Source organism: Pseudomonas sp. RGM2987 (assembly GCF_022952855.1).
Classification (GTDB): Bacteria; Pseudomonadota; Gammaproteobacteria; order Pseudomonadales; family Pseudomonadaceae; genus Aquipseudomonas.
Genome location: NZ_JALJDX010000217.1, coordinates 75,638 through 98,823, shown reverse-complemented (window position 1 = coordinate 98,823; position 23,186 = coordinate 75,638). Strand labels below are relative to the sequence as shown.

19 protein-coding genes and 1 pseudogene are annotated in these 23,186 nt (G+C 60.6%); 10 read left to right on the top strand and 10 right to left on the bottom strand.

Going from position 1 to position 23,186, the window contains the following annotated elements:
• Positions 1 to 2: 2 nt before the first annotated feature.
• The 10 genes from RGM2987_RS22910 to RGM2987_RS22865 all read right to left on the bottom strand — a co-directional run bounded on the left by RGM2987_RS22910 (position 3) and on the right by RGM2987_RS22865 (position 13,902).
• Positions 3 to 2,447, bottom strand: coding sequence for a TonB-dependent receptor (locus RGM2987_RS22910; protein ID WP_245145090.1), 2,445 nt, complete (start codon positions 2,445 to 2,447; stop codon positions 3 to 5).
• Positions 2,448 to 2,453: 6 nt separating this feature from the next.
• A complete protein-coding gene (locus tag RGM2987_RS22905) occupies positions 2,454 to 3,413 on the bottom strand; it encodes an ABC transporter substrate-binding protein (RefSeq protein ID WP_245145089.1) in 960 nt (319 codons plus the stop codon).
• Between the two features lie 10 nt (positions 3,414 to 3,423).
• Positions 3,424 to 4,257 carry a class II aldolase/adducin family protein gene (locus RGM2987_RS22900; protein ID WP_245145088.1) on the bottom strand — a complete coding sequence of 278 codons (834 nt, stop codon included), beginning with the start codon at positions 4,255 to 4,257 and terminating at the stop codon, positions 3,424 to 3,426.
• Between the two features lie 531 nt (positions 4,258 to 4,788).
• Positions 4,789 to 6,162, bottom strand: a complete 1,374-nt coding sequence (locus RGM2987_RS22895; protein WP_245145087.1) for an LLM class flavin-dependent oxidoreductase — start codon at positions 6,160 to 6,162, stop codon at positions 4,789 to 4,791.
• Positions 6,163 to 6,356: 194 nt separating this feature from the next.
• Positions 6,357 to 8,627 (bottom strand): molybdopterin guanine dinucleotide-containing S/N-oxide reductase, encoded by a 2,271-nt coding sequence (locus tag RGM2987_RS22890; protein ID WP_245145086.1) that lies wholly within the window; start codon positions 8,625 to 8,627, stop codon positions 6,357 to 6,359.
• Positions 8,628 to 8,731: 104 nt separating this feature from the next.
• Positions 8,732 to 9,520: an ABC transporter ATP-binding protein gene (locus tag RGM2987_RS22885; RefSeq protein WP_245145085.1), complete on the bottom strand. Its 789-nt coding sequence runs from the start codon at positions 9,518 to 9,520 to the stop codon at positions 8,732 to 8,734.
• Complete coding sequence (locus tag RGM2987_RS22880) at positions 9,514 to 10,512, bottom strand: ABC transporter permease subunit (RefSeq protein ID WP_245145084.1); 999 nt, start codon at positions 10,510 to 10,512, stop codon at positions 9,514 to 9,516. Before RGM2987_RS22880 ends, RGM2987_RS22885 begins: the two co-directional genes overlap by 7 nt.
• Positions 10,499 to 11,572: an ABC transporter substrate-binding protein gene (locus tag RGM2987_RS22875; protein WP_245145083.1), complete on the bottom strand. Its 1,074-nt coding sequence runs from the start codon at positions 11,570 to 11,572 to the stop codon at positions 10,499 to 10,501. The genes RGM2987_RS22880 and RGM2987_RS22875 overlap by 14 nt, the downstream gene beginning before the upstream one ends.
• A gap of 30 nt (positions 11,573 to 11,602) precedes the next feature.
• Positions 11,603 to 12,928: an LLM class flavin-dependent oxidoreductase gene (locus tag RGM2987_RS22870; RefSeq protein ID WP_245145082.1), complete on the bottom strand. Its 1,326-nt coding sequence runs from the start codon at positions 12,926 to 12,928 to the stop codon at positions 11,603 to 11,605.
• Positions 12,929 to 12,960: 32 nt separating this feature from the next.
• Positions 12,961 to 13,902 (bottom strand): aliphatic sulfonate ABC transporter substrate-binding protein, encoded by a 942-nt coding sequence (locus RGM2987_RS22865; protein WP_245145081.1) that lies wholly within the window; start codon positions 13,900 to 13,902, stop codon positions 12,961 to 12,963.
• A 290-nt stretch (positions 13,903 to 14,192) separates the two neighbouring features.
• Here RGM2987_RS22865 and RGM2987_RS22860 point away from each other — a divergent pair, with 290 nt between their 5' ends.
• The 10 genes and pseudogenes from RGM2987_RS22860 (at position 14,193) to RGM2987_RS22820 (ending at position 23,079) form a co-directional block, all read left to right on the top strand.
• On the top strand, positions 14,193 to 14,366 hold the full coding sequence (locus RGM2987_RS22860) for a hypothetical protein (RefSeq protein ID WP_245145080.1): 174 nt from the start codon (positions 14,193 to 14,195) through the stop codon (positions 14,364 to 14,366).
• A gap of 14 nt (positions 14,367 to 14,380) precedes the next feature.
• The gene (locus RGM2987_RS22855; RefSeq protein ID WP_245145079.1) at positions 14,381 to 15,214 is read left to right on the top strand and encodes a CmcJ/NvfI family oxidoreductase; all 834 of its coding nucleotides are present in this window, start codon (positions 14,381 to 14,383) and stop codon (positions 15,212 to 15,214) included.
• Positions 15,215 to 15,346: 132 nt separating this feature from the next.
• Positions 15,347 to 15,973 (top strand): nucleotidyltransferase family protein, encoded by a 627-nt coding sequence (locus RGM2987_RS22850; RefSeq protein WP_245145078.1) that lies wholly within the window; start codon positions 15,347 to 15,349, stop codon positions 15,971 to 15,973.
• 308 nt (positions 15,974 to 16,281) lie between these two features.
• Positions 16,282 to 17,202 (top strand): ABC transporter substrate-binding protein, encoded by a 921-nt coding sequence (locus tag RGM2987_RS22845; RefSeq protein WP_245145077.1) that lies wholly within the window; start codon positions 16,282 to 16,284, stop codon positions 17,200 to 17,202.
• Complete coding sequence (locus RGM2987_RS22840) at positions 17,199 to 18,311, top strand: phosphotransferase (RefSeq protein WP_245145076.1); 1,113 nt, start codon at positions 17,199 to 17,201, stop codon at positions 18,309 to 18,311. The genes RGM2987_RS22845 and RGM2987_RS22840 overlap by 4 nt, the downstream gene beginning before the upstream one ends.
• Complete coding sequence (locus tag RGM2987_RS22835; protein WP_245145075.1) at positions 18,308 to 19,180, top strand: rhodanese-like domain-containing protein; 873 nt, start codon at positions 18,308 to 18,310, stop codon at positions 19,178 to 19,180. The genes RGM2987_RS22840 and RGM2987_RS22835 overlap by 4 nt, the downstream gene beginning before the upstream one ends.
• Before the next feature lie 129 nt (positions 19,181 to 19,309).
• Positions 19,310 to 21,454, top strand: a complete 2,145-nt coding sequence (locus tag RGM2987_RS22830; protein WP_245145074.1) for a TonB-dependent siderophore receptor — start codon at positions 19,310 to 19,312, stop codon at positions 21,452 to 21,454.
• Between the two features lie 82 nt (positions 21,455 to 21,536).
• Positions 21,537 to 21,659: pseudogene (locus RGM2987_RS27600) on the top strand (acid phosphatase); the annotation flags it as partial.
• Positions 21,660 to 21,668: 9 nt separating this feature from the next.
• Positions 21,669 to 22,250, top strand: coding sequence for a nicotinamide riboside transporter PnuC (gene pnuC, locus RGM2987_RS22825; RefSeq protein WP_245145073.1), 582 nt, complete (start codon positions 21,669 to 21,671; stop codon positions 22,248 to 22,250).
• Between the two features lie 94 nt (positions 22,251 to 22,344).
• A complete protein-coding gene (locus RGM2987_RS22820; RefSeq protein ID WP_245145072.1) occupies positions 22,345 to 23,079 on the top strand; it encodes a UTRA domain-containing protein in 735 nt (244 codons plus the stop codon).
• The last annotated feature ends 107 nt before the right edge of the window (positions 23,080 to 23,186 follow it).

Sequence of the window (23,186 nt, the reverse complement as noted above, 5' to 3'; positions counted from 1 at the left end):
CATCAGAAGTTGTAACTCACGCGGGTGTACCAAAAGCCACCATAGGGATCGAACGGCGAGATGCTGCCGAACTTCGGAAAGCCGTTGATATCGCCGTTCGGATAGGCGTTGTTGTCGGCCTTGACGTTGAACAGGTTGTTGGCGCCCACGGCGAGGTTCAGGCTTTGGGTCAGGTCGTAGGCGATCTCCAGGTCGGTGAGCCACTTGGCGCCGTAGGTGACGTCGAAATCGGGGTTCACATCTCGGGCGATGACTTTGTCGTAGCGGCTGACAGAGGCGTTGATATCAAACCGGTCGATTTTCCAGTTGGCACTGAGGATCAACTTGGTCTTGGGGTTGGCCACCGTCAGGTAACCCTGGGCCACCCGGTCGAACAGCATCAGGTTGCTACCGACAGCGGTCAGCGCCGCCGGCGTCGATTTAATGCTGTCGATATCGGTTTTGTTGTAGTTGAAGGCCACGCCATATTTGACGTTTCCCAATGCGCCGTAATCGACGCGGTAATCAGTGACCAGGTCGACGCCGCGGGTAGTGGTGTCCGCCGCGTTGGTGAAGTACTTCACCCGGTAACCGGGCCGGAAGCCATTGGCCACAAGGATCTGGTCCACACCGTTGCCAAACAGAAAGCCGGTCTGGGCGATGCGGTCCTTGATCTCGATCTGGTAGGCATCGACGGTGATGTTGGCTTCGGGCACGGGCTTGTAGGCGAAGCCGACGCTGATGTTGCGCGACTTTTCCGGACTCAGGTCTTCAGCGCCCAGAGCCTTGGCCAATGGTGAGTCGACACGCTCCGATTTAGCTTCAACGAACTGCGGGACGCCATTGACGGTGGTGTATTGGTTGGCCGTTTGTGCATACACCGATTGCGACAACGACGGCGCGCGAAAGCCGTTGCTCAAGGTGCCGCGAATAGCGAACTCAGGCGTGAAGTCATAGCGCAGCGAGAGCTTGCCACTGGTGGTGTTACCGGCGCTGTCGTCATAACTCTCGAAGCGCCCGGCCAGGCCGACATAGAATTTTTCGGTCGGGTTGAGCCCGACGTCCACATAGGTCGCGTAGCTGTTGCGGCTGGCCTGGCCTTCGTCTTCCGGGGTCAGGGTGATCGCGCCCTGGGCGCCGACTGCCGCGGGCTGGCCTCGCAACGGACCACTGGGGTAGATGTAGCCGCCGTTGATAAACGACAGCGGATCATCGGATTCGGTCTTGTAGCGTTCATGCCGATGCTCAAGACCCGCGGACACTTGCAGCGGCTTGCTCAGCCCGACTTCAAAGGCACGGGTCAGGTCGAGGTTGTTGGTCCACTGGTCAAAATAGTTGGTGTAGCTGTCGAAGTGCGTCGGGCTCGAAGGCCCCAGGGAGGCATTGAGGGTTTCATCGGCGCCGGCCTGTCCCTTGTCGCGGCCAAAGGTCGAACTCAAGTCCCAGTTCCAGTCGGCCACCAACCCCTTGGCGCCGCCAGCGACCTGGTAGTCGGTTTCCTCGAGGGTGTAGAACGGCGCCGTGCCGTCAGGATAGATCTCGGGGATGATGTTGGTGGAGTTGGGCCGACGGTAATTCTGCCCGCCCCGCGCATCACGTTTGGTCAGGGTCGAGAATGAGTAAAGGGTGACGTCATCCAGAGGCAGTTCGCCGTTGTAAGCCACCCCAAACGCCTTGATTTTTGGCAAGCCGTTTTTCTGCACGTCCCTGTCGGCCGTGGCCTCTCGCGGGTCGGCGGAGCCGTCGGGTTGTCGGTAATAGAACGAGCCGGTAGCGTCCCGTGCACGCACGGCTGTCTGCTGTGACTTGGCGTCCAGAGAGACGTTAAAGAAACCGTCGTTGGGCAACGCAAAACCGTTGTTCAGGGTCTGGCGAATGGTGCCACCGTCACCTTTGGTGTACTCGCCGTAAGAGGTGCTGACCGAACCGCCATTGTCATTTTGCTTGAGGATGATATTGATCACCCCGGCGATGGCGTCCGAACCGTATTGAGCCGAAGCGCCGTCCCGCAGCACTTCGATATGGTCGATGGCGCTGATCGGGATCATGTCCAGGTCGACCGGGTTGGTGCCGTAGGCCGCCGTGGAGTCGAGGTTGATCACCGCACTGTTGTGGCGGCGTTTGCCGTTGACCAGTACCAGCACGTTGGAGCCATTCAGACCGCGTAGGCTGTAAGGCCTGGCGATGCTGTCGTTGGAACTCCCCGAGGGGCGCTGCGAAAACGACGGCAGGGTTTTCTGCAACGCCGTGCGCAAGCTGTTGGCACCGGTTTTTTCCAGTTGTTGCGCGCTGATCACATCAATCGGCGAAGGGCTGCTGGTGACCGTACGCGCTTCGCTGCCGCGCGACCCGGTGACAATCACCCTGTCCAGGGTTTCATCGGTGGCTGCATACACCGGCAGCAAGGAAAAGCCTGCAAACATCAAGGGGGCGAGTTGCAGCGTTGAAACATAAGCGTTCGATTTCATGGGGAATCAACTGTTCAGAATTTGATTGAAGTCGTTGCGCCACAGCGGTCGTACATCGATGCTCTGGCTTATCAGGCGGCTTTCAAAAAACAGATCCGCGACCTGCTGCTGCGCTGCGATGGCACTGTCGTCGGTGCCGACCAGGCGAGTCGGCTGGCTGCGTTGACGGAACTGGCGCAGGTACAGTCCACGGTCGATGCCGGTCAGCGCTTCGCTGCGTTGCGCCCAGCGCTCGGGATGGGTGTTGACCCACTCCCAGGTGGCCTTCTCACGTTGCAAAAAGTCGCTGATCTGGCTGCGACGCTGCGGGTCGGCGAGCACTTGCTCGGTAGTCGCGATCACGTAGTTGCCAGAGGAGTAGTGGCTGACGTTTTCCAGCAACTGGCCGTCCATCTGGCTCACGGCCTGCAAGACACTGATCCCACCCGTCGCCAGCGCGTCGATGTGACCGTTGCGAAATGCGGTCAGGGCATCCTGTACCGGCAACGGCACAGCCTGCACATCGGCCAGGGACAGTCCGTTGCGGCGCAGCATGTTGAGCACGAAGTAATGGGTGTTGGTGGCCCGCACATAGCTGATGGTCTTGCCCTTCAGGTCGGCGACGCTGCGGATCCCCGCGCCTTTCTTGACCACGATGCCGCTGTCGTTGGTATCGCCCTTGTAGACGGCGACCAGCGCAAGCGGTGCCTTGGCAATCGAGGCGAAGATCGGCGGGATCTCGCTCATGAAGGCGTAGTCCAAGTGGCCGCTGGTCAAGGCCTCGAGCACCAGATTGCCGCCACCGATGTCTACCCACTCCACCGGGTAAGGCGTATCCGCCTGCCCGGCATCCGCCAGAAATGAAGCGGCCATGCCCTTATAGCGCCAGACCCGCAAGGGCACGGATGCCGCTTGGGCATTGATGAGTGTGCCGGCCGCCAGTACACCGGTAGCCAGCAGCAATTGCCGACGAGAGAGCGTGTGCATGGCCAACTCCTCAGTCGAGCAGATCGGGCTCTTCGGTGCGGATCAAATCCCACAGCGGCAGGAAGTTGAGCCAACCAAAAAACTCATGACGTGCCTTGTCTCTTGCACCTTCTGGCGAGTCCGCCTGAGCAAGCAACGGCGTGCCAGCCGACTGCGCCAGCAGATGAGCGCGGGCCGTATCTTCGGCGAGGATGAAGCGCCAGGCCGCGCTTTCCACCGTCTCACCGGTGACCCACAGGCCATGGTTCTGCCAGATCAACAGATTGTTCTGGGCAAAGGTCTCGACGAACGCTCGGCTGACGATGTCCCGGTCCTGCTCCAGTGCCCCGCTCGCGGTACGCAGATCGTGACGGTGGAAGAACACTTGATCGCCCTCAAAGGCCCCCGCCTCGGCGGTAATCGGATCGAACAGACGCCCCAGTGACGACCACACTCGCCCATGGAACGCATGCAGGTGGGCGATTCCGACGACGTCCGGGCGCGCCTGCTGCAAATCATGATGAAGCTCCAGGGCGCTGGTGTTGAGCAGGCCATCACCCTCCACCACCTGACCCTCGCTATCGACACGCAGTAAATGGGAAACGGTGATTTGCGAGAACGGCACACCGAGCGGGTTGATCCAGTACTGCTCGGGATGGATCGGATCACGAGCGGTGAAGTGCCCCGCCACACCGACCTCATAGCCGTAACGGGCGAACAACCGATAAGCCGCCGCGAGGCGCTGCTTGCGATGCAGGCGCTCCAGCAAGGGATCGTCGTGCTTGGGAACGCTGCCCAGGGTCAGGCGATTGTTGTCGGAAGGGAGCGTGTAGATGCTTTGGGGAAAACGGTTGGCATGACTCATTTGGGCAGACCCTGATCAGGAACTCGGCGTACGAGCTTTTTTCAAAGGCGAACGACTCCCTGTCTCGGACGTTGCCGGCACGGGGATCGCGAGGGGTGAGTGTTGCTGGGAGCCGCGTCGGGGCATCTGTCAGAAGCCGCGCGCAACAGCAAAGGGGAATGAGGTCAGGTGTTCATGATCAGGAGCCCTCGCAGGTGGGTAAGGTCTTGGCTCTCCTCCACCGTGCGAGGGGTCGGGTCGAGTTGTCGTCAGAAGAAGATCTGTTGAGTCGAAGATATTCGTCTAAAAACCTTCTGTAAAAGTCTTAATAGTTATAATTTAATAATTAATATTATTTAATATTTAACGGTTGGTTTATTAGATAATTGCATTTTCAATGCGTCGCTTGGATGCCCTGTACAGCCCCGCGCCTGCGCCAGGCGCGCCTTGCGTGCCGGGTCCTCGATTCATTGCTGAGCTTGAGTTCTGCGAATGCCTGGCCTCGCGATCAATTGACGTGACAGGCATTCGGCTCAAGCGGATCGGCTGCAGTTATGCCTCTACCGCTTGCAACGGTTCACTGGCAGGTGTCGCTTGCGCAGCTCGGGCAGCACTGTGGCGATTGACCGGCACCGGCAACCCCAGGTGACCACGCAACGTGCTGTGGCTGTACTCGCGGCGGAACAAACCGCGCTCACGCAACAGTGGCAGGACTTCGTTGGTGAAGCGGGCAAACTCGCCCGGCGCACCGACCCGGATGTTGAAACCGTCGACGGCCCCTTCGACAAACCAGCGCTCGATCTCGTCGGCAACGGTCTTCGGTGAGCCGACAAAATTCGAAAACGGTGCGGCAAATCGTAAGGCCGCCTGACGTAGCGTCAGCCGTTGCTCACGAGAGACGCGCTTGATGTGCTCGGCATGCCCGCGATAACCATTGCTGCCCAGATCGCCGAGCTCCGGGAAGGGTTCATCGAGCGGGTATTGGGAAAAATCGTGATAGTTGAACGGACGCCCCAGCTGCACCAGCGCCTTGTGCAGATCCAGCTCACCGTGGCGTTCGCGGTCGATGGCCTGGGCCTGCTCGTCGGTGTCGGCAATGATCGGGGCGATGCCCGGCAGAATCGTCACATGATCGGGGTTGCGTCCTGCGGCAGCGGTGCGTTGCTTGATGTCTGCGTAGTAGGCGCGAGCATCGTCGAAATTGTCCACTCCGGCGAAGATACCTTCCGCGAAGTTCGCCGCCAGGTTGCGCCCTGATTCGGAAATCCCGGCCTGGAAAATCACCGGTTGGCCTTGGGGCGAACGGGCGATGTTCAGCGGCCCGCTGACCGAAAAGAATTCGCCCTGGTGATCGAGACGGTGCTGACGTTGCGGGTCGAGAAATACCCCGCTCTGCTTGTCGCGCACGAAGGCGTCGTCCTCGTAGGAATCCCACAACCCTTGCACCACTTGCAGGTGCTCGCCGGCCCGGCGATAGCGCTCGGTGTGATCAATGTGCTGCTCGCGCCCGAAATTCCCGGCGGCGCCTTCAAGCCCGGTAGTGACCACATTCCAGCCGGCTCGACCACCGCTGATCAGATCCAGCGAGGCAAATTGCCGAGCCACGTTGAAAGGCTCGGTATAGGACGTCGTCAGCGTGGCGACCAGGCCGATCTTCGACGTCGCCCCCGCTACGGCGGACAGCAACGTCAGCGGCTCCAGGCGATTGAGAAAATGCGGGGCCGATTCCGGAGTGATGTACGGACTGTCGACAATGAAGATCAAGTCAAACTTCGCCGCTTCCGCTTGCTGCGCCTGCTGGCGATACCAGTCGATATCGATGCTCGCATCACCGGGTATTTCCGGGTGCAGCCATTCATTCTGAGCGGTTCCGACGCCGGTCAGGATGGCGCCGAACTTGAGTTGTCGTGGTGGTGAAGTGGTCATCTGGATATTCCCCCGAAGATGGCTGCGCTGCTGGCCTTTGGAGGAGGACCTTATGCGTTGGAAATGCGCTTGTGAAATGCTTTGTTGATCTATCCTAATCATGAAAAAGATTGATCATGAATTGAATTAATATTCTTTTAGCGCATATCAAGTCCGTTCAGTTCGATGACCTCGGCGTCGATCCGCAACAACATTCAAATCATCGACGGTGGCTCGAAAGCCGTTACTGGAGGCAACGCATGATCCCACCTCTGGATCTCAACCGAGGCGGTTTGCGCCGAGCATCCCTGCGACAGGCTCGAAGCGCCGATATCGGCAGTAATCATATTAGGGTTGCCGTGTTTATCCAGGCTGTTTCGCTCACCATGCCCCCACGGATCGAACCAGGCCCCCGTTGCGATCTGCACGACACCCGGACGGATTGCGTCCGAGACAATCACCCCGGCCAGAAACGCGCCACGCTCGTTGAACACCTTGACCACATCGCCATCGACGATACCCCGAGCACTTGCATCTCTGGGGTTGAGGGTCAACGGTTCACGCTGCTGGATCTTTGATTCCCGGCTGTAGGCACCGTGATCGTATTGACTGTGCAGGCGGGTTTTCGGTTGGTTCGATATTAGCTGCAGCGCAAACCGGCTCGCAGGCTTGTCCAGCCACACCGGATGACCGGGGCAATCGGCGTAGCCAAAGCTCGCGATGCGTTCGCAAAAGATTTCGATCCGTCCCGAAGGTGTCGGGAGCGGATTGGCGGCGGGGTCTTCGCGGAAGGCTTTGAGCAAGACTGTATCGGTGTCGGGATAGGCGATTTCAAACAGTCCTTCTCGCCAGAACGTGTCGTAGTCCGGCAGCTCAATTGCATGTTCCTGCGCCCTGCCCCGCGACTCGTCATAAGTAAAGCGCAGCCACGCCTCGGCATCGCGACCTTCGGTAAAGGCTTCGCCGAACCCCAGACGCTCGGCGACATCCCCCAGAATCGAATAATCATCCCGCGATTCTCCCACCGGCTCGATTGCCTGGTGCATCGCGATCAGGGAGCGGTCCGATGCCGAACTGCCGATATCGTTGCGCTCCAGGGCCGTCGTGGCGGGTAAGACGATGTCCGCATACTTGGCCTGGGCGGTCCAGAACTGCTCATGGACAACGATGGTTTCCGGGCGCGTCCAGGCTTGCAGTAAACGATTGAGATCCTGATGGTGGTGGAAGATATTGCCCCCCGCCCAATAGACCAGGCGGATATCCGGGTAATGCAGCCGCTTGCCGTTGTAATCGAACGGCGCCCCCGGATTGAGCAGCATGTCCGCCACCCGCGCCACCGGAATGAAATCCTTGACCGGATTGACCCCTTGGGAAAAACGCGGCCCGGAGAACGCTTTGCGCCCGCTGCCGGTGTTGTTCATGCAACCATAGCCGAGGCCGAAGCCACCACCCGGCAGGCCGATCTGCCCGAGCAACGCGGCCAGGGTCACGGTCATCCAGAAGGGTTGTTCACCGTGCACCGAACGCTGCAGGGAATAGGCGACGTTGATCATGGTCCGTTTACTGGCCATGCGCCGGGCCAGTTCGATGATCTGCTGTGCGGGAATATCCGTCAGTCCCTGCGCCCACAAGGGGTCTTTGGGCTGACCGTCGGTATGGCCGAGCAGATACTCGCGAAAGCGCTCATAACCCACGGTGTAGCGCCGAACGAAGTCCTCGTTGTGCAAACCTTCACTGACCAGCACGTAGGCCAACGCCATCATCAGCGCCGTGTCACTGCCGGGGCGAACCGGCAACCATTGGTTGTTTGTCGGCCCGGTCAGATCATCGCGCAGGGGACTGACGTTAACGAACTGCACACCGGCCTCGGACATCTCATCCAGGGCACGGGCCAACAGATGCTCACTGGCCCCGCCGGGGCTCGTCTGGGCATTTTTCGCCGGCAGGCCACCGAAGGCGACGAACAACTCGCAATGCTGCGCCAGGTTTTTCCATGAGGTATGCGCCGCCAGCAGCCAATCCATGTTGCCGACGATGTGCGGCATCAGGACCCGTCCGGCGCCAAGGCTGTAGCTGTCCATGCTGAAGACATAGCCGCCGAACAGATTGAGGAAGCGATGCAGCTGACTTTGCGCATGATGGAAACGCCCGGCACTGCCCCAGCCGTAGCTGCCGCCGAAAATCGCCGGGTTGCCATGTTCGGCCTTGACCCGTTTCAGCTCCTTGGCGACCAGGTCCAGCGCGACGTCCCACGACACTTCGACGAAGGGTTCCTGCCCGCGTAGCTCGGGGTGAGCGCCGGGCTCAGCGAGATAACTGCGCCGCACCGCCGGCCGCATGATCCGCGTCGGTGAAGTAATGGCCTCGGGAATCGACGCACCGATGGGCGACGGATCCGGGTCCCACTCCACCGGGACCATAGCCTGCAGTTTTCCATCGACGACCTGCGGACGGTACGCCCCCCAATGCAACGAAGTGAAACCCATGGCGCGATGAACTCCCAATGGCATACGGTCGATAGCATGTAACAGATCTGATGTGGGAGCGGGCTTGCCCCTGTGACCTGCAAAGAGTGGCATTCAACCCATAACTACCAGCTCTCACCCAGCCCAAGCAAGCTCATGATCTGGCGTCGCAGGTCTACCAGGTAAGGATCGTCGCGATGACGCGGATAAGGCCGTTCGATGGTCAATTGCGCCTTGATCGCTGCCGGTCGGTCGCTGAGCACGATCACCCGGTTGGCCAGCAGCAAGGCTTCCTCGACATCGTGGGTCACCAGCAACGCGGTGTAGCCCTGGCGCTGCCACAAATCGATCAGTTCCTTTTGCATGCTGATACGGGTCAACGAATCCAGCTTGCCCAACGGCTCGTCGAGAATCAGCAGGCGCGGTTCGTTGACCAGCGCACGGGCCAATGCCACACGCTGGGCCATGCCTCCTGACAACTGGCGCGGGTAAGCCCGGGCGAACTGACCAAGGCCGACTTTTTCGAGTGCGGCATCGACCTTGGCGGAATGGGTTTTGAGAATGCCCTGGGCTTCCAGGCCAAGGGCGACGTTGTCCCATACCCGCCGCCACGGGTACAGCGTCGGGTCCTGGAACACCACGACCCGACTCGGGTCCGGACCGGCAATCGGCACACCATCAGCCAGCAAAGCGCCGCAATCGGCAGGTTCAAGCCCCGCCGCCAGGCGCAACAACGTGGACTTTCCGCAACCCGAAGGTCCGAGCAGCGCGACGAACTCGCCGGGCGCCACGTCGAGGCAAATCCGCTCCAGTACCGGCAAGTGCCGGCCGTCCAAGGTAAAACCGTGGCTCAGGTTATCAATACTCAGGGCCAACCCTGCCGAGGCCGTTGCTGCGTGTGCCTGGGCTACCATTTCATCGCTCCTTTTTGCCAGGCCAACAATCGGTCACGGATCAGGAACAGCGCCGAGATCAACCCCGAGCAGGCCAGTGCCATGATCAACAATGCCGCGTACATATTGGCGTAGGCCGCCCACCCTTGGGCCCATTGCAGGTACCAGCCGATGCCGGATTTGACCCCCATCATTTCCGCGACCACCAGGGTCGAGAACGAGGCGCCCAACCCCATGAACAAACCGACAAACACGTGGGGCATCGCCGCCGGGATCGCCACTTTAAAGATCAGGAACCCCTGCTTGGCGCCCAGGGTCCGGGCCACGTCGTAATAGGCCTTATCGACGCTGGAAACACCCGACCAGGTCAGCACCGTCACTGGAAACCAGGTCGCCAGGGCGATGAGAAACACACTGGCACTCCAACTGGTGGGGAACAGAAAGAAGCACAGCGGCAACAATGCCGTCGAAGGCACCGGCCCGAGGATGCGCAAGACCGGGTGCAACCAGTAGCCGATACTGCTCGACCAACCGATGGCCACGCCGGCCACAAAACCGGTCGCGGCACCCAGCGCCACACCACTTCCCAGCAACAGTGCCGAATGCAGCAAGCTGTCGGCCAGGCGCGGCCAGTCGTCAACGTACACTGCGAGCAACGCTTGCGGCGGCGCAAAGAATGGCACCGGCAGCAGGCCCAGCTTGGCGGTAAGCAGTTCCCAGATGCCCAGCAGAATGGGCAGCGCAATCAACCAGGCGCCTGCTGCGCGTATGCGCGTAGCGACCTTCGCCGACCAATGACCGACGATGCACAGCAGCCCGATCAACGTCGCCACGGCCAGGCACAGATTCGCCAGGCCCTGGGTCATCGGCCAGAGGCGCATGGCATTGGGCCAATAGCTGATCAACAACGCGACCGCCACCCATGCCGTCACCGCTACCGCGCCTTGTCGCCAAAGTTTGAATGTCCACGGCCTCGTCGATACGGCCAACGTCGAAACATCAGCTGAAGACATCGGCGGTGATCTCCTTGGCGAACTCGCCGGCGTTGGTGCCCTGGCTGATGACTTCTACGGTTTTCAGGTCGCTGACGTAGGTGGTGATTTCTTTAGTCAGCAACGCCCCCACGGCGTGGTGGCCGTGGGTATGGTCGTGCAGGATCGCCTCGACTTCTTCGGTGGAGGTATTGAGCGCATAGGCCTGGAACCCTTTGGCCACGGCCTCGGGATTTTTCACCGAATAATCGTGGGCCTCGAGAATCGCCTGGGTCAGGGCCGCCACCACGCGCTTTTCCTCACGCACCAATTTGCCGGTGACGCCGACGACGCAGCAACTGAGATTGGCGTACTCCTCGACCAGATTGGTGGACAATTCCTGGGCTTTGCCGGTCTTGATCAGGCGGTACATGAACGGATCGCTGCCGCTGACGGCCTGCACTTCCCCGCGCTCCAGCGCCGTACCCAGCAGATCGGCCGGATACAGCCGCCAATCGACATCACGCACCGGGTCAATGCCATGCTTTTTCAACAGGATCGAGAAGAAATTGCGATCCGGGCTGGCCATGTCAGTGACGCCAATGGTTTTGCCTTTGAGGTCTTCGAGTTTATGCACGTTGCCATTCACGGCACTGAGCAATCTCAGGCAACCGCCGTGAGTGCCCGCGGTGAGTTTGACGTCGAAGCCCTGCTCCATCGCTTTCAGCCAGCGCAACGCCATGCCGACACCGGCATCGGCCTTACCGGTGGCAATGGCTTCAAGCAGCACTTCGGTGGAATTGCCAAAGTTGACCAGCTCGACATCGAGGTTGTGTTTCTTGAAGAAACCTTGTCCGTGAGCAATGACCACCGGTGCCAGGCAAACGGCATTGAGGTTAACGGCCAGCTTCAGCGCGCGCGGTGTCTCCAGCCGGATGAACTCGCCGGTGCCTGCCGGCGCAGGCCCGATATCGACAGCGTGTCCGGCATGTTCATCGGCCGCTCGACTGGAGCGCGGCAACGCCATCAGCAACGGGCTCGCCAAGGCAACACTGGCCAGCCCCAGCAGGTGACGACGGGTCAATCGATTGAAAACAGCCATGCAAATATCCCTTTGGTTGATGGAGGTAGCTCAGTCCTTCAGCTCGCCGAGCCCCAGGTGCTCACGCAACGTCGAGCCCTCGTAGGCGCGGCGAAACAAGCCTTTGCGCTGCAGATGGGGAATTACACTTTCGACAAATTCACTGAACGAACCCGGCAGATAGCCCGGCGAAACCACGAAACCGTCGCAGCCTTCGCCAAGAAACAGCTCGGCCAGTTGATCGGCGATCTGGGCGCCGGTGCCGACCAGTTGCGGCACACGAACGCTGCTGGCGAAAATCCGTCCCAACTGCTCCAACGTGGTGTCGGCACCTTGCATCAGCAGCTTTTCGGCCGCCGCTGGATGGATCAGTGGCGATTGGGCAATCTCGGCCAGCGTCGCGGATAACGGAAACGGTGACAGGTCGACATTGAGCTGTGAGGCCAGCGTGACCAGCCCTAATTCGGGACGTGCCAGTGCGTTGTGTCGATCGCGTTTGGCCCGTGCTTCGGCTTCGGTGCCGCCAATAAACGGCATGACCGCGGTCAGCACTTTGCAGCTGTCAGCCTCGCGACCTTGCTGCACGACCTGCGCCCGCACGTCATCACGGAAAGCGCGCATGGCGCTCAGGTGCGGGTGAATGGTGAAGATCGCCTCGGCCCAACGCGCCCCGAAACGCCGGCCACGACCGGAGGAGCCGGCCTGGATCAGCACCGGTCGCCCCTGGGGCGTGCGCGGAATATTCAGCGGGCCTTCGACCTTGAACCACTCGCCACGGTGCTGCACGGACCGGATCTTCGACGGATCGGCCAGCACCCCGCTTTCACGGTCGAGCTTGAGCGCTTCCGGCCCCCAACTGCGCCACAGTTTCAACGCCACTTCGACGAATTCGTCGGCACGGTCGTATCGCAGGTCATGCTCCAGGTGCTTGTCCTTGCCGAACAGTTGCCCTTCGCTGTCGTTCATCGAGGTGACGATATTCCACGCGGCGCGGCCCTTGGACAAATGATCCAGGGTGGCGAACTCCCGGGCGATATGGGCAGGCTCGTAGTAGGTCGTCGAACGGGTTGCACCCAGGCCCAGCTTGCTGGTTTGCCCGATCAGGTAAGACAGGATTGGCAAAGGGTCCAGACGTGTCGCGTCCTGGGCGCCATAACGCAATGCCAGATCCCGCGAGCCGCCCATTTGATCACCCACTGCGAGGCGATCGGCGAAGAACAGAAAGTCGAACAACCCCTCCTCCACGACTTTCGCAACGCGCGCGTAGTACTCGGGATCGAGGTAATGACCGACGGTGTCCGGATGGCGCCACACCGCGTGACTGTGGATGACCGGCCCAGTCAACAAGAAGGCAGACAGGTGAATTTGACGGCTCATGCTGATACCCCAAAGGATGAGAAGTGGTCTTCTTACTTGGCCTTCGGAGTCCAGACCGCGATGTCGGAAACCTTCAACGGCTTGGGCGTCAGCTTCGCTGCGTAATAGGTGTCGGCAATGCGTTGCTGCTCGGCCAGTTCATCGAGCTTGACCGGGACGATGTCGTAGCTGCGGCGAGTGTTCGCAAGTTCGACAGTGGCGGGCGGAATGTTGCCCCACACTGGCCCGAGAATCTTCGCGGCCTCTTGCGGGTGCGCTTTGACCCACTGCCCGGTCTCTCGCAGGGTATCGAAGGTGACCTGCAGCACGTCCGGGTGCGCGTTGGCGAACTTCGACGTCGCCAGGTAGAAGCGGTTGTAATCGGCTACACCGTCCTTGCCATCCGCCAGCACGCGCACATGGTGATCCAGTTGTTGGGTCGCCAGGAACGGGTCCCAGATGGCCCACGCATCGACACTGCCGTTGGCAAATGCCGCCCCGCCATCCGGTGCTTCGAGGTAACGCGCATTGATATCTGCGAGGGTCAAACCGGCTTTTTTCAAGGCGCAAATCAACAGGAAGTTGCTGCCCGAGCCTTTGGAGACCGCGACGGTCTTGCCTTTCAGATCGGCAATGCTATGGATGGGGGAATTGCCCTGAACGATGATCGCTTGTGCGCTGGATGACGGATTTTCCCGCGCGTAGTAGGTCAGCGGCGCATCGGCGGCCTGGGTGAACAGTGCGAAGGCGTCGGCCACGTCGGCATGCAAATCGACGCTGCCAGCGTTCAGGGAACTGAGCAGGCCTGAGCTGAACTCATGCCAGTTGACGGTGAAGCCCAAGGGTTTCAGGCGTTCTTCCAGTTGGCCGTTTTGCTTGAGCAGAATCCATAGCGTCGAGGAGCGCTGGTAACTGATATCGATGGTTTGCTGTGCATGAGCTCCCGCTGCAACGAACAGCAGACTGGCGGCGACGATGAATTTTTTGAACGTCATGAATGGCCTTGGCATGGGTTGGTTCGGAGAGACTGAGCGAAAAATCGAGTCAGCAGTGTTGCGTCCGGCGAGGTTCGAAGGCCGAGCCTGAAAGCCATATTGATTATATTAGTGACTGATTATTATGAAAGAACCATATAATTCTATGGTTATTCCGGTTGTGCTGGCATGCAAGCGAGCGGCTTCCAAGCCAAGTGACGAGCTGTTGAGGACATTGAACCAAGTTCACGGACCGCGAGCATAACCTTAGCTTTCGAAATTCTTATTCCTTGCGCTCGGCGACAGTTAGATTGTCAGCAACGCTTCGCCCGCGAGGGTTACCGCGTGGTGGTGAGCGGCACGCCGACGCTTATTGGTACCTGCACACTCAACCGCGCAGCGCCTGGACCCAGGAGTTGGACCTGCAACCGCGCAGCGCCTGGACCCAGGAGTTGGACCTGCGGCCATTCAAGGAACCGTTCTGACCTGGAGGTGTTTTATGGGAACCCATCAGACTCAACTTGCTCCCGCCTCCGTGCGCAGCGTGCTGAATTACCTTCAAGACACCGGCGCGCGTCCAGTGAGCTACACCTACCCGCCACCGGACGGCGTGGCCCAACGCAGCGGCGTGCTGGACCCGACTCAGGTGACCATCCACAACGCACGGTTACTCGACGAGCCGGCGAGTATCAACCGCCAGGGCTTCGAAAAAGTCGATCACATCAGCGCCGTTGCGAACCTTGAAGACGACGAACAAGTGCGCCTGTATTACTACCCGGAAACCGAAGCCCTGCTCAAACAACACACCGGCGCGGTGAAGGTGGTGATCTTCGACCACACGATCCGCGTCGATGACCCAGGTCGTGAGGCGCGCGGCTTGCGCGAGCCAGTGCGGTACGTGCACAACGACCAGACCGAGCGCTCGGCCATTCGCCGTGTGCGCGACCACCTCCCGGCGAACGAAGCCGAACAGCGCCTGCTCAAACGCTTTGCAATCATCAACGTGTGGCGTCCCATCGGCGCGCCCGTGCAGAGCACGCCCCTTGCCTTGTGCGATGCGCGCAGCATGGCTGATAGCGATCTGTTGCCCAGCGACCTGGTGTACCGCGACAAAGTCGGCGAAACGTTTTCAGTCAAGGCCAACCCGGCGCATCGCTGGTATTACTACCCGCAGCTGCGCCCGGACGAGGCCTTGCTGTTGAAAATCCATGATTCACGGCACGATGTGGCCAGACTGAGTGCTCACACGGCGTTTGATGACCCCACCACGCCAAAGGACGCGCCGCCACGCCGCAGCATCGAACTGCGCGCATTGGTATTCTTCGACACGTAAATCAAGGCTTCACCCAGCAACAGATTGCGGCTTACCTTGGCCGCCGACCAGGCCTGCGATCCACGCTTGCCGAACAAAATGCTTTCGCCAAGCCTTGGCGGGCTGTATTAAGTCGAGCGACACGCCACGGAAATGAGTGATGAAGATCGCTGGCGGCTACGCCAGGAAACAGACAGTAATTCGATAATCCAAGCGATTATTTCAGATGACCCCGTTCGGTGGCGAATACTTGAAATGGTGCGCTCTCTCAATTTGCCAGACTGCTGGATAGGCGCTGGTTTCGTCCGAAACGCTGTTTGGGACTATTTGCACGGGCGCAGTTCATCTCCTGTATCAACAGACGTCGACGTCATTTGGTTTGACGCTAGGCGTTGCTCCCCAGAGGAAGATATAGCCCTGGAGACCTTCCTCAGACGGCTGGATCCGACCGTCATGTGGTCTGTAAAAAACCAAGCCAAAATGCATATTCAGAATGGGGATGAACCGTACCTTTCTACGACCGACGCAATGCGCTACTGGCCGGAAACCGCAACGGCGGTAGCCGTCAGACTACGAGAGGCAGGTTCATGCGAGATCGCAGCACCGTTGGGCCTTGATGATCTATTTGGGTTGGTTATCAGGCCTGCGGGGAGGTTTGCCACGGAGAAAAAAATGATCTTTCAAGACCGCTTCAAGTCCAAAAACTGGATGACGATATGGCCACTGCTCACACTTGCGTCTGCGCCTTTACCTGCAATCCCTTGCGTCAAGTCGACTTAATCAGACGCCTACAGAAAACCGCCAAAAGTGGATATTCGTCAAAGGATCCAGAGACCGCCAAGGTGGGGCGTGAGTCTCAGCGAGCCGCAATCGCCCTTCCCTCCAACAAAATGCTTTCGCCAAGCCGCGGCCACAATGGCTATTTCTTCGACTCCCACCACCCTAGGATTGGGTACGAAACAACGATGAAGTCAATCTCAGGTGGCACGGTGCAGTTATATCCATAGCAACAAAGGATATTGGTATATACCAGATCACTCCCTTATAAAACGCTTCCATGAAAAGACGTTGGGCTGGAGTGACAAGCGATGGTGTCGGTAAAGGTAATGCTCGAATACTTTCATCCCTGGCCGAACTCGGCGGGTTTTTACCTGGCACGAGAGCGCGGCTGGTATGAAGAACTGGGCCTGGATGTGGAACTGGTGGTGCATGACCCATACCGTGGCGACACCCTGCAGCACCTGCTGACCGGCGCGGCGGATTTCGGCGTGTTCCCCAGCAACCGCCTGCTGGTGCGCCGCAGCTTGGGTCAACCGTTGCAAGGCATCGCTGCAATCAACCATGCCGGCCTGGAGTCGATCCAGACGCTCACCGATTCTGGCATCCGCCGCCCCCGTGATCTGGTCGGCAAGCGGCTGGCACTCAACCCGACACCACGCGGCCTGGCCATGGTGCGCCACCTGGTAAGCCGCGACGGAGGCGACTTCGACGGCGTGATTCTGGTGAACAGCGGCGTGCGCGAACTGCGCCCTGAACAGCTCGCCGATGGCATCGCCGACGCAAGTTTCGGCGGTTACTGGGCCTGGGAAGCACTGATGCACAGCCCAATCGAAGCGTCGCGCCGCGTCGTGTTGCCAGTGGATCAGATGGGTGCGCCGGCCTATCACAGCTACTTGCTCGGCGCCCATGAACGCACACTGGCGGACAAGCCCGAGGTGGTGCGTGATTTCGTCGCGGCTACAGCGCGTGGCTATCTGGCCGTGGCTCAGGATCCATCGATTGCCCTCACCGCCTACGAACACACCACGCCGTACTTCCCGACCGAATTGCTGAGTGCCTCATTGCATAAAATCGCCCCGACCTGGCTGCATGAAGGCCGCTGGGGCGAGCAACGCCAGGCGCTGCTTGCCCCGTATGCCGAGTGGCTGCATGAGCATGCGGTGCTCGACAACCCACAGGTGTGGCAAGGCGCAACCAGCAACGTTTACCTGCCCGAGGTGAGCGCATGAACGCCCAACGCACCGCGCACGGCTTGGGATTGGAGCCGGTCGCCGCCGACTGGCCGGCCCTGCACGAAACAGACATCGAACACCTGCTGCGCGATTACCCCCAACTGGGCCCGCTGCATAGTCTGCATTGGCACAGCCCAAGGCCGTTTTCCGCCGCAGGGTTGATCACCACCCGCAACGCGACGCTGTTCGTCAAACGTCACCACCGGCAGGTGCGCCAAGCCGCGTGGCTGGAAGAAGAGCACAATCTGATCGCTCACCTGCATCGCCAGGGCGCACCGGTGGCGGCGGTCATACCGAATCGGCATGGCGCGACGGCCACGGTACAAGCCGAGTGGACCTATGAAGTGCACCACGTCGCCGAGGGCCTGGACCTGTACCGCGATGCGCTGTCGTGGTCGCCATTCCAAAACCATCAGCATGCCCTCGCCGCCGGCCAGGCTCTGGCACACCTGCATCAGGCCGCCGAACACTACGCCGCGCCACAGCGCCAGACCGCGGTGCTGGTGGCCAATGCGCGATTGATCGAACGGTCGGCGCCCCTGGAAGCCATTGCCAGCAGCGCCAGCCCTTACCTGGCAGGCAAGGATTGGCACGCCCGACTCAGCGAACTGTTGTTGCCGTGGCACAACGCGTTATACCCCCTGCTGCGTCAACAACCGCCGCTGTGGACCCATAACGACTGGCACGCTTCGAACCTGTTGTGGAATGCAGACGGCAGCGTCTCCAGCGTCTTGGATTTCGGCCTGGCCGACCGCACCTTCGCCCTCTTCGACCTGGCCACCGCCCTCGAGCGCAACGTAGTGCCCTGGCTGGAGCTGGACACTGGGGGGGCGGCCCGCGCCGATCTGGACAGCACCGATGCCCTGCTCGCCGGTTATCACCAGATTCGTCCCTTGAGCGCGGGCGACTTGCAGACCCTCAGCGCCTTGCTGCCGTTGGTGCATGTGGATTTCGCGCTGTCCGAAATCGCGTATTTCCATGACGTGGTGGGCTCCACCGCCAGCGCCGATGTGGCGTACTACGCGTATCTGCTGGGTCATCTGCGCTGGTTTTCCGGGGCTCAGGGGCAACGTCTGCTCGACCATATCCGGCGTAAGACCGTATGAGTATTCTGGTCGATAGCCAATGGCTGCAGGCGCACCTGGACGATCCTGGGTTGGTGGTGCTGGATGCCACCGTGGTGCTGCCGTCACCCGAGTTCGATGGCGACTACCGCGTCGATAGTGGTTATGACGGCTGGTTGCAGGCGCATATCCCGGGTTCACGGCATGCCGATCTATTGACTGAACTGGCGGACACCCAGGCCAGCTTCAGCTTTGCTTTGCCGACATCCGAGGTGCTGGTGGAGGCCTTGGCAAACCTCGGTGCAGGCGAAGGAAAAACCCTGGTCATCTACGACCGCGCCGACGGTTTCTGGGCCGCCCGATTGTGGTGGATGCTGCGCGGCGTGGGTGCCGACGCTGCGGTGCTGGATGGTGGTTTCAATGCCTGGAGAAAGGCGGGTCTGCCAGAACACAGCGGCCCTGCCAAACCGATAACGCCTGTGCACCCCTGGTCAATCAACCCACGCCCAGAGCTGTGGATTGACCGCGGCGGCGTAGAAGCAATCGTCGCTGGCAACGCACCGGGACAACTGATCTGCGCCCTCGGCGCGGCCCTTTTTGAAGGTGCCGCTGCCACCCGCTACGCCCGACGCGGGCATATCCCCGGCAGCCTTAACCTGCCGGCCCGCTTTCTGTTCGACGCCCACGGCCGCTACCTGCCCAAGGATGCCCTGGCGGTGGCAATCGGCTCCACGCTGCTGCACAGCGAAGGCCCGCTGATCCTGTATTGCGGCGGCGGTATTTCCGCGGCTGCCAACGCGTTGGCCCTGACCCTGCTGGGTCGCCAGGACATCGCAATTTACGACGGTTCCCTGCAGGAATGGGCCGCCGATGCACGCTTACCAATGACTACCGGAGCAGCTCCGGCCTGACGCCATTTCTGGCGAACCCGGCTTTTTTCATTTCGAACTGGCAACCCCTTCGTTGCGCAGCGCTGGGCCCTTTCATGCCCGATAAAAAGCGTACGGCAGCGGCAGGCAGACCTTTGGAGCGCTCTTTACATGGCTACACCTTATCGCTACACCTTGCTCGCCTTGGGCATCACCTTCGCTGCGGCGGTACAGGCCCAGGATGAGATCCTGGACACCGTCACCGTCCTCGGCCAGGAAAGTACTGACTACCAGGCGAAAAAAGCCGCAGTTGCCGGCTTCGATAACGCACCGTTACTGGACACTCCGGCGTCCGTCGCAGTGATGACCGAAGCGCGCCTGAAAGACCAACAGGCGCGCCTGCTCAGCGAGGTGTTGAAAAACGACGCCTCGGTCGGCGACAGCTACGCCCCGGTCGGCTACTACGAGAACTTCGTGGTGCGCGGCTTTGCCCTGAACCCGGCCAGCAGTTACAAGATCAACGGCCGCACCATCACCGGCGAACAGAACGTGGCGCTGGAAAATAAACAACAGGTGGAAGTGCTCAAAGGCCTGGCGGGCTTGCAGAGCGGCGTCTCCGAGCCCGGCGGGCTGGTCAACTACGTGAGCAAGCGTCCGGAAAGTGTGCGCTCGGTGACGGTGTCTACCAATGAACAGGGCGAGCGCTACCTGGCCACCGACGTCGGCGGCTGGCTTGGCACCGAACAGCAACTGGGTGTGCGCATCAACCTGGCCCATGAAGACATTCGCTCCTACGTCGACCACGCCGACGGCAAGCGCGATTTCGCCTCGCTGGCCGTGGATTGGAGCATCAGCCCCAACGCCCTGCTGCAACTCAATGCCGAATACCAGGACCGGGAACAGCGCTCGGTGCCGGGCTATCAACTGCTCGGCGGCACCGAAGTGCCGCATCACGTTTCGCCCAAGGACCTGCTCGCGTACCAGAGTTGGTCGAACCCAGTGGGTATACGGTCACTGAATCTGGACGGACTGTTCGAATACCGCTTCAACGAAGCCTGGAAGGCCAGCTTCAGTGCGTCCCGCAGCCGTGTGGTGATCGACGACTACAGCACCTTCGCCTGGGGTTGCTACGGTGCCGCCAGTTGCGCCAACACCGCTGTGCCCAACCACTTCAGCCCCGAGGGTGACTATGACATCTCCGACTACCGCAGCCCCGACGACACCCGCAGCAACGAAGAAGCCCAGGCGGCGCTCAATGGCCAGTTCGACACCGGTTTGCTCAAGCATGACCTGACCTTCGGCACCACTGCGTTCCGCCGCCTCGTAGACCGGCGCCAGTCAGTCAACGAGTTCATAGGCGAGGGCAATATTTATGAGCCATCGCCGGTGCTGGAGCCCTACGACGGCCCACTGGGTCACACTTACCGCCGCCTCGATAGCCGCCAGTATGGCTTGTTTGCCAGCGACCGCATCAGCTTCAATGAGCAGTGGCAAACCATTCTTGGCGGGCGCCAGATACGCCTCGATGAGGAGACCTACAACCAGGCCGGCGAGACCACCCGCCATACCCGGCGCAGCGTGTTCTTGCCCCAAGTGGCGTTGATCTACAAGCCGCGCCCGGACACATCGCTGTATGCCAGCTACAGCAAGGGCTTGTCCCTGGGTGGCGAGGCCGCCTGGTTCAGTAGCAACGCTGAGGAGGTGCTGCCGCCGACCACCTCGCGCCAACTGGAAGTGGGAATCAAGCGTGACTTCCAACGCTTGAGCCTGACCGCCGCACTGTTCCAGATCACCCAGGACCTGCAATACAACCGACCCAACGAAGACGGCACCATCAACTTCGTGCAGCAGGGCAAGCAGAAAAACGTGGGGATCGAACTGTCTGCCAACGGTCGCGTGACCTCGGACCTGCAAGTCTCGGCCAGCGTCGCGGCGATCCGTGCCCGGGTCAGCGACAGCGGCACCGACCGCTACGACGACCATCAAGCGATCAACGTGCCCAAGCTGCGCGCCAGCCTGCACGGCGACTACAGCATTCCCGGCATCCCGGGCCTGGCTTTGCTCGGCGGGGTGCAATACAGCGCCAGTAAATACGCCAACCGCGAGGCCACGGTGAAAGTCGGCGACTACGCAGTGTTCGATGTGGGCAGTCGCTACACCACCAAGGTTGGCAATTACGATACTGTGCTGCGCCTGACTGTCGACAACCTGTTCGACAAACGCTACTGGCGCGATGTGGGTGAGTCCGCCGGCGACGGCTACCTGTTCCTGGGTGCGCCGCGCACGGCGCGATTGTCCGCCACCGTCAATTTTTGAGGCTGACTGCCCATGCGTAATTTGTTTATTTCCACCGTATGCCTGCTCTCCACCGCCCTGGTGGGCTGCCAGCAACAACCGCCTGTTGCCCAACCCGACCTACGGCAACTGGTACAGCGCCCCCTATGGCGACCAGGAAAAACTACCCTTTGAACGCAAGCGCCAACTCAAGCAACAGGCGTTGTATCTAGAAAATGAGTCGTGAGAGAACCCTATGTCGCCATTGGAAATCGTCGCCGTGTTCTTCAACATCGCCGGAGTCTGGCTCACCGCACATCGGGTGCGCTGGTGCTGGCCGGTCAGTGTGGTCGCGGTGTTGCTGTACGCCTGGATCTTCTTCGATGTGAAACTGTATTCGGACATGCTCCTGCAACTGGTCTTCGCCGTGCTCCAAGGCTATGGCTGGTGGCGTTGGAGCACTGGGCGCGTCGAAGCCGGCAAGGTTCGGGTGGAGCGCCTGCCACCCAGGGAGGCATGGCGGCACTTGCTCGCGGGCGTGGTTGGCGGTGCTGCCCTCGGCGCGGTGATGCACCATTTCACCGATGCCGCCCTGCCCTGGCTGGATTCGCTGCTGACCGCGTTCAGCCTGGTGGCCAGCCTGTGGGCAGCGCGCAAATACATGGCCAGCTGGTGGTTGTGGATCGTGCTGGACGCGGCCTACGTGGGTCTGTTCCTGTACAAAGACCTGCAACTGACCGCTGCCCTCTACGCCGGCTTTGTGCTGCTGGCGGCCTATGGTTTGCGGGCCTGGCGACGGGATTTCCTGCTGCAGCAACGACAGCAACAGGGCATCTAGCCAAGGGTTGGCTTGAAGCCTGCGCGGACAGGTGACCTGCGCCAACAGGAACGGTAGAGTCACCCCATGTCATGCCTGCACACGGAACCCCAGGATGCCTTTCGACCCGATTTCCCCGCACTACCAACGCATCCGCGAACAGATCGCCAACGACATCGCCGCCGGAGTCCCCCAGGCCGACGAGAAATTTCCCTCCGAGCGGGAAATGATCGAACGCTTCGGCTGCACTCGCGTCACGTTGCGCCAGGCACTGCAGCAACTGGAAGCCGAGGGCCTGGTGTATCGGGAAAATCGCCGGGGCTGGTTTGTCAGCCCCCAACGCATCCGCTACGACCCGACTCGCATCAGCGGTTTCATGGATTACGTCAGCGCCCAGGGCCGCACCCCCCGCACTGAATGCCTGCACGCCGAACTGCGCCCGGCTGGCCAGTGGCTGGCCAAGCGCATGGGTTTGGCTTCGGCGGACGAATCAGTGTTTTTCCTGCAACGCCGCCGCTGGATCGACCGCCGCCCGGTGCTGCTGGAGTTCAACGCCTTGCTCGCCAGCTGGTGCCCAGGCCTGCTGGAGGTCGACTTGAACGCCTCGCTGACACAACTACTGCGCGAACGATTTGGGCGGGTGCAATCACGCTGCGAATTGGAGATGCATACCGGCACGGTGAATGAAGAACAGGCCGAGTTGCTACAACTGTCGCCGGGTTCCACCAGCGTATACCTGGAGCGCTTGAACTTTGGCGAAGACAACCAGCCAGTGGAGTTCGACCAGGAATTCTGGCGCCCGGATGCACTGTCGATCGTGATGGAGACGCGGTATCCGGGAACTCACTGAGACCTCGGCGTAGCCGCCGCCGACAGGTCCTGCGTACATGGCGCAATTCATCCTTGATCCCACTGCCGCACCATCGGGCAGAATCTCCGAACTTCAGGCGTACCGCT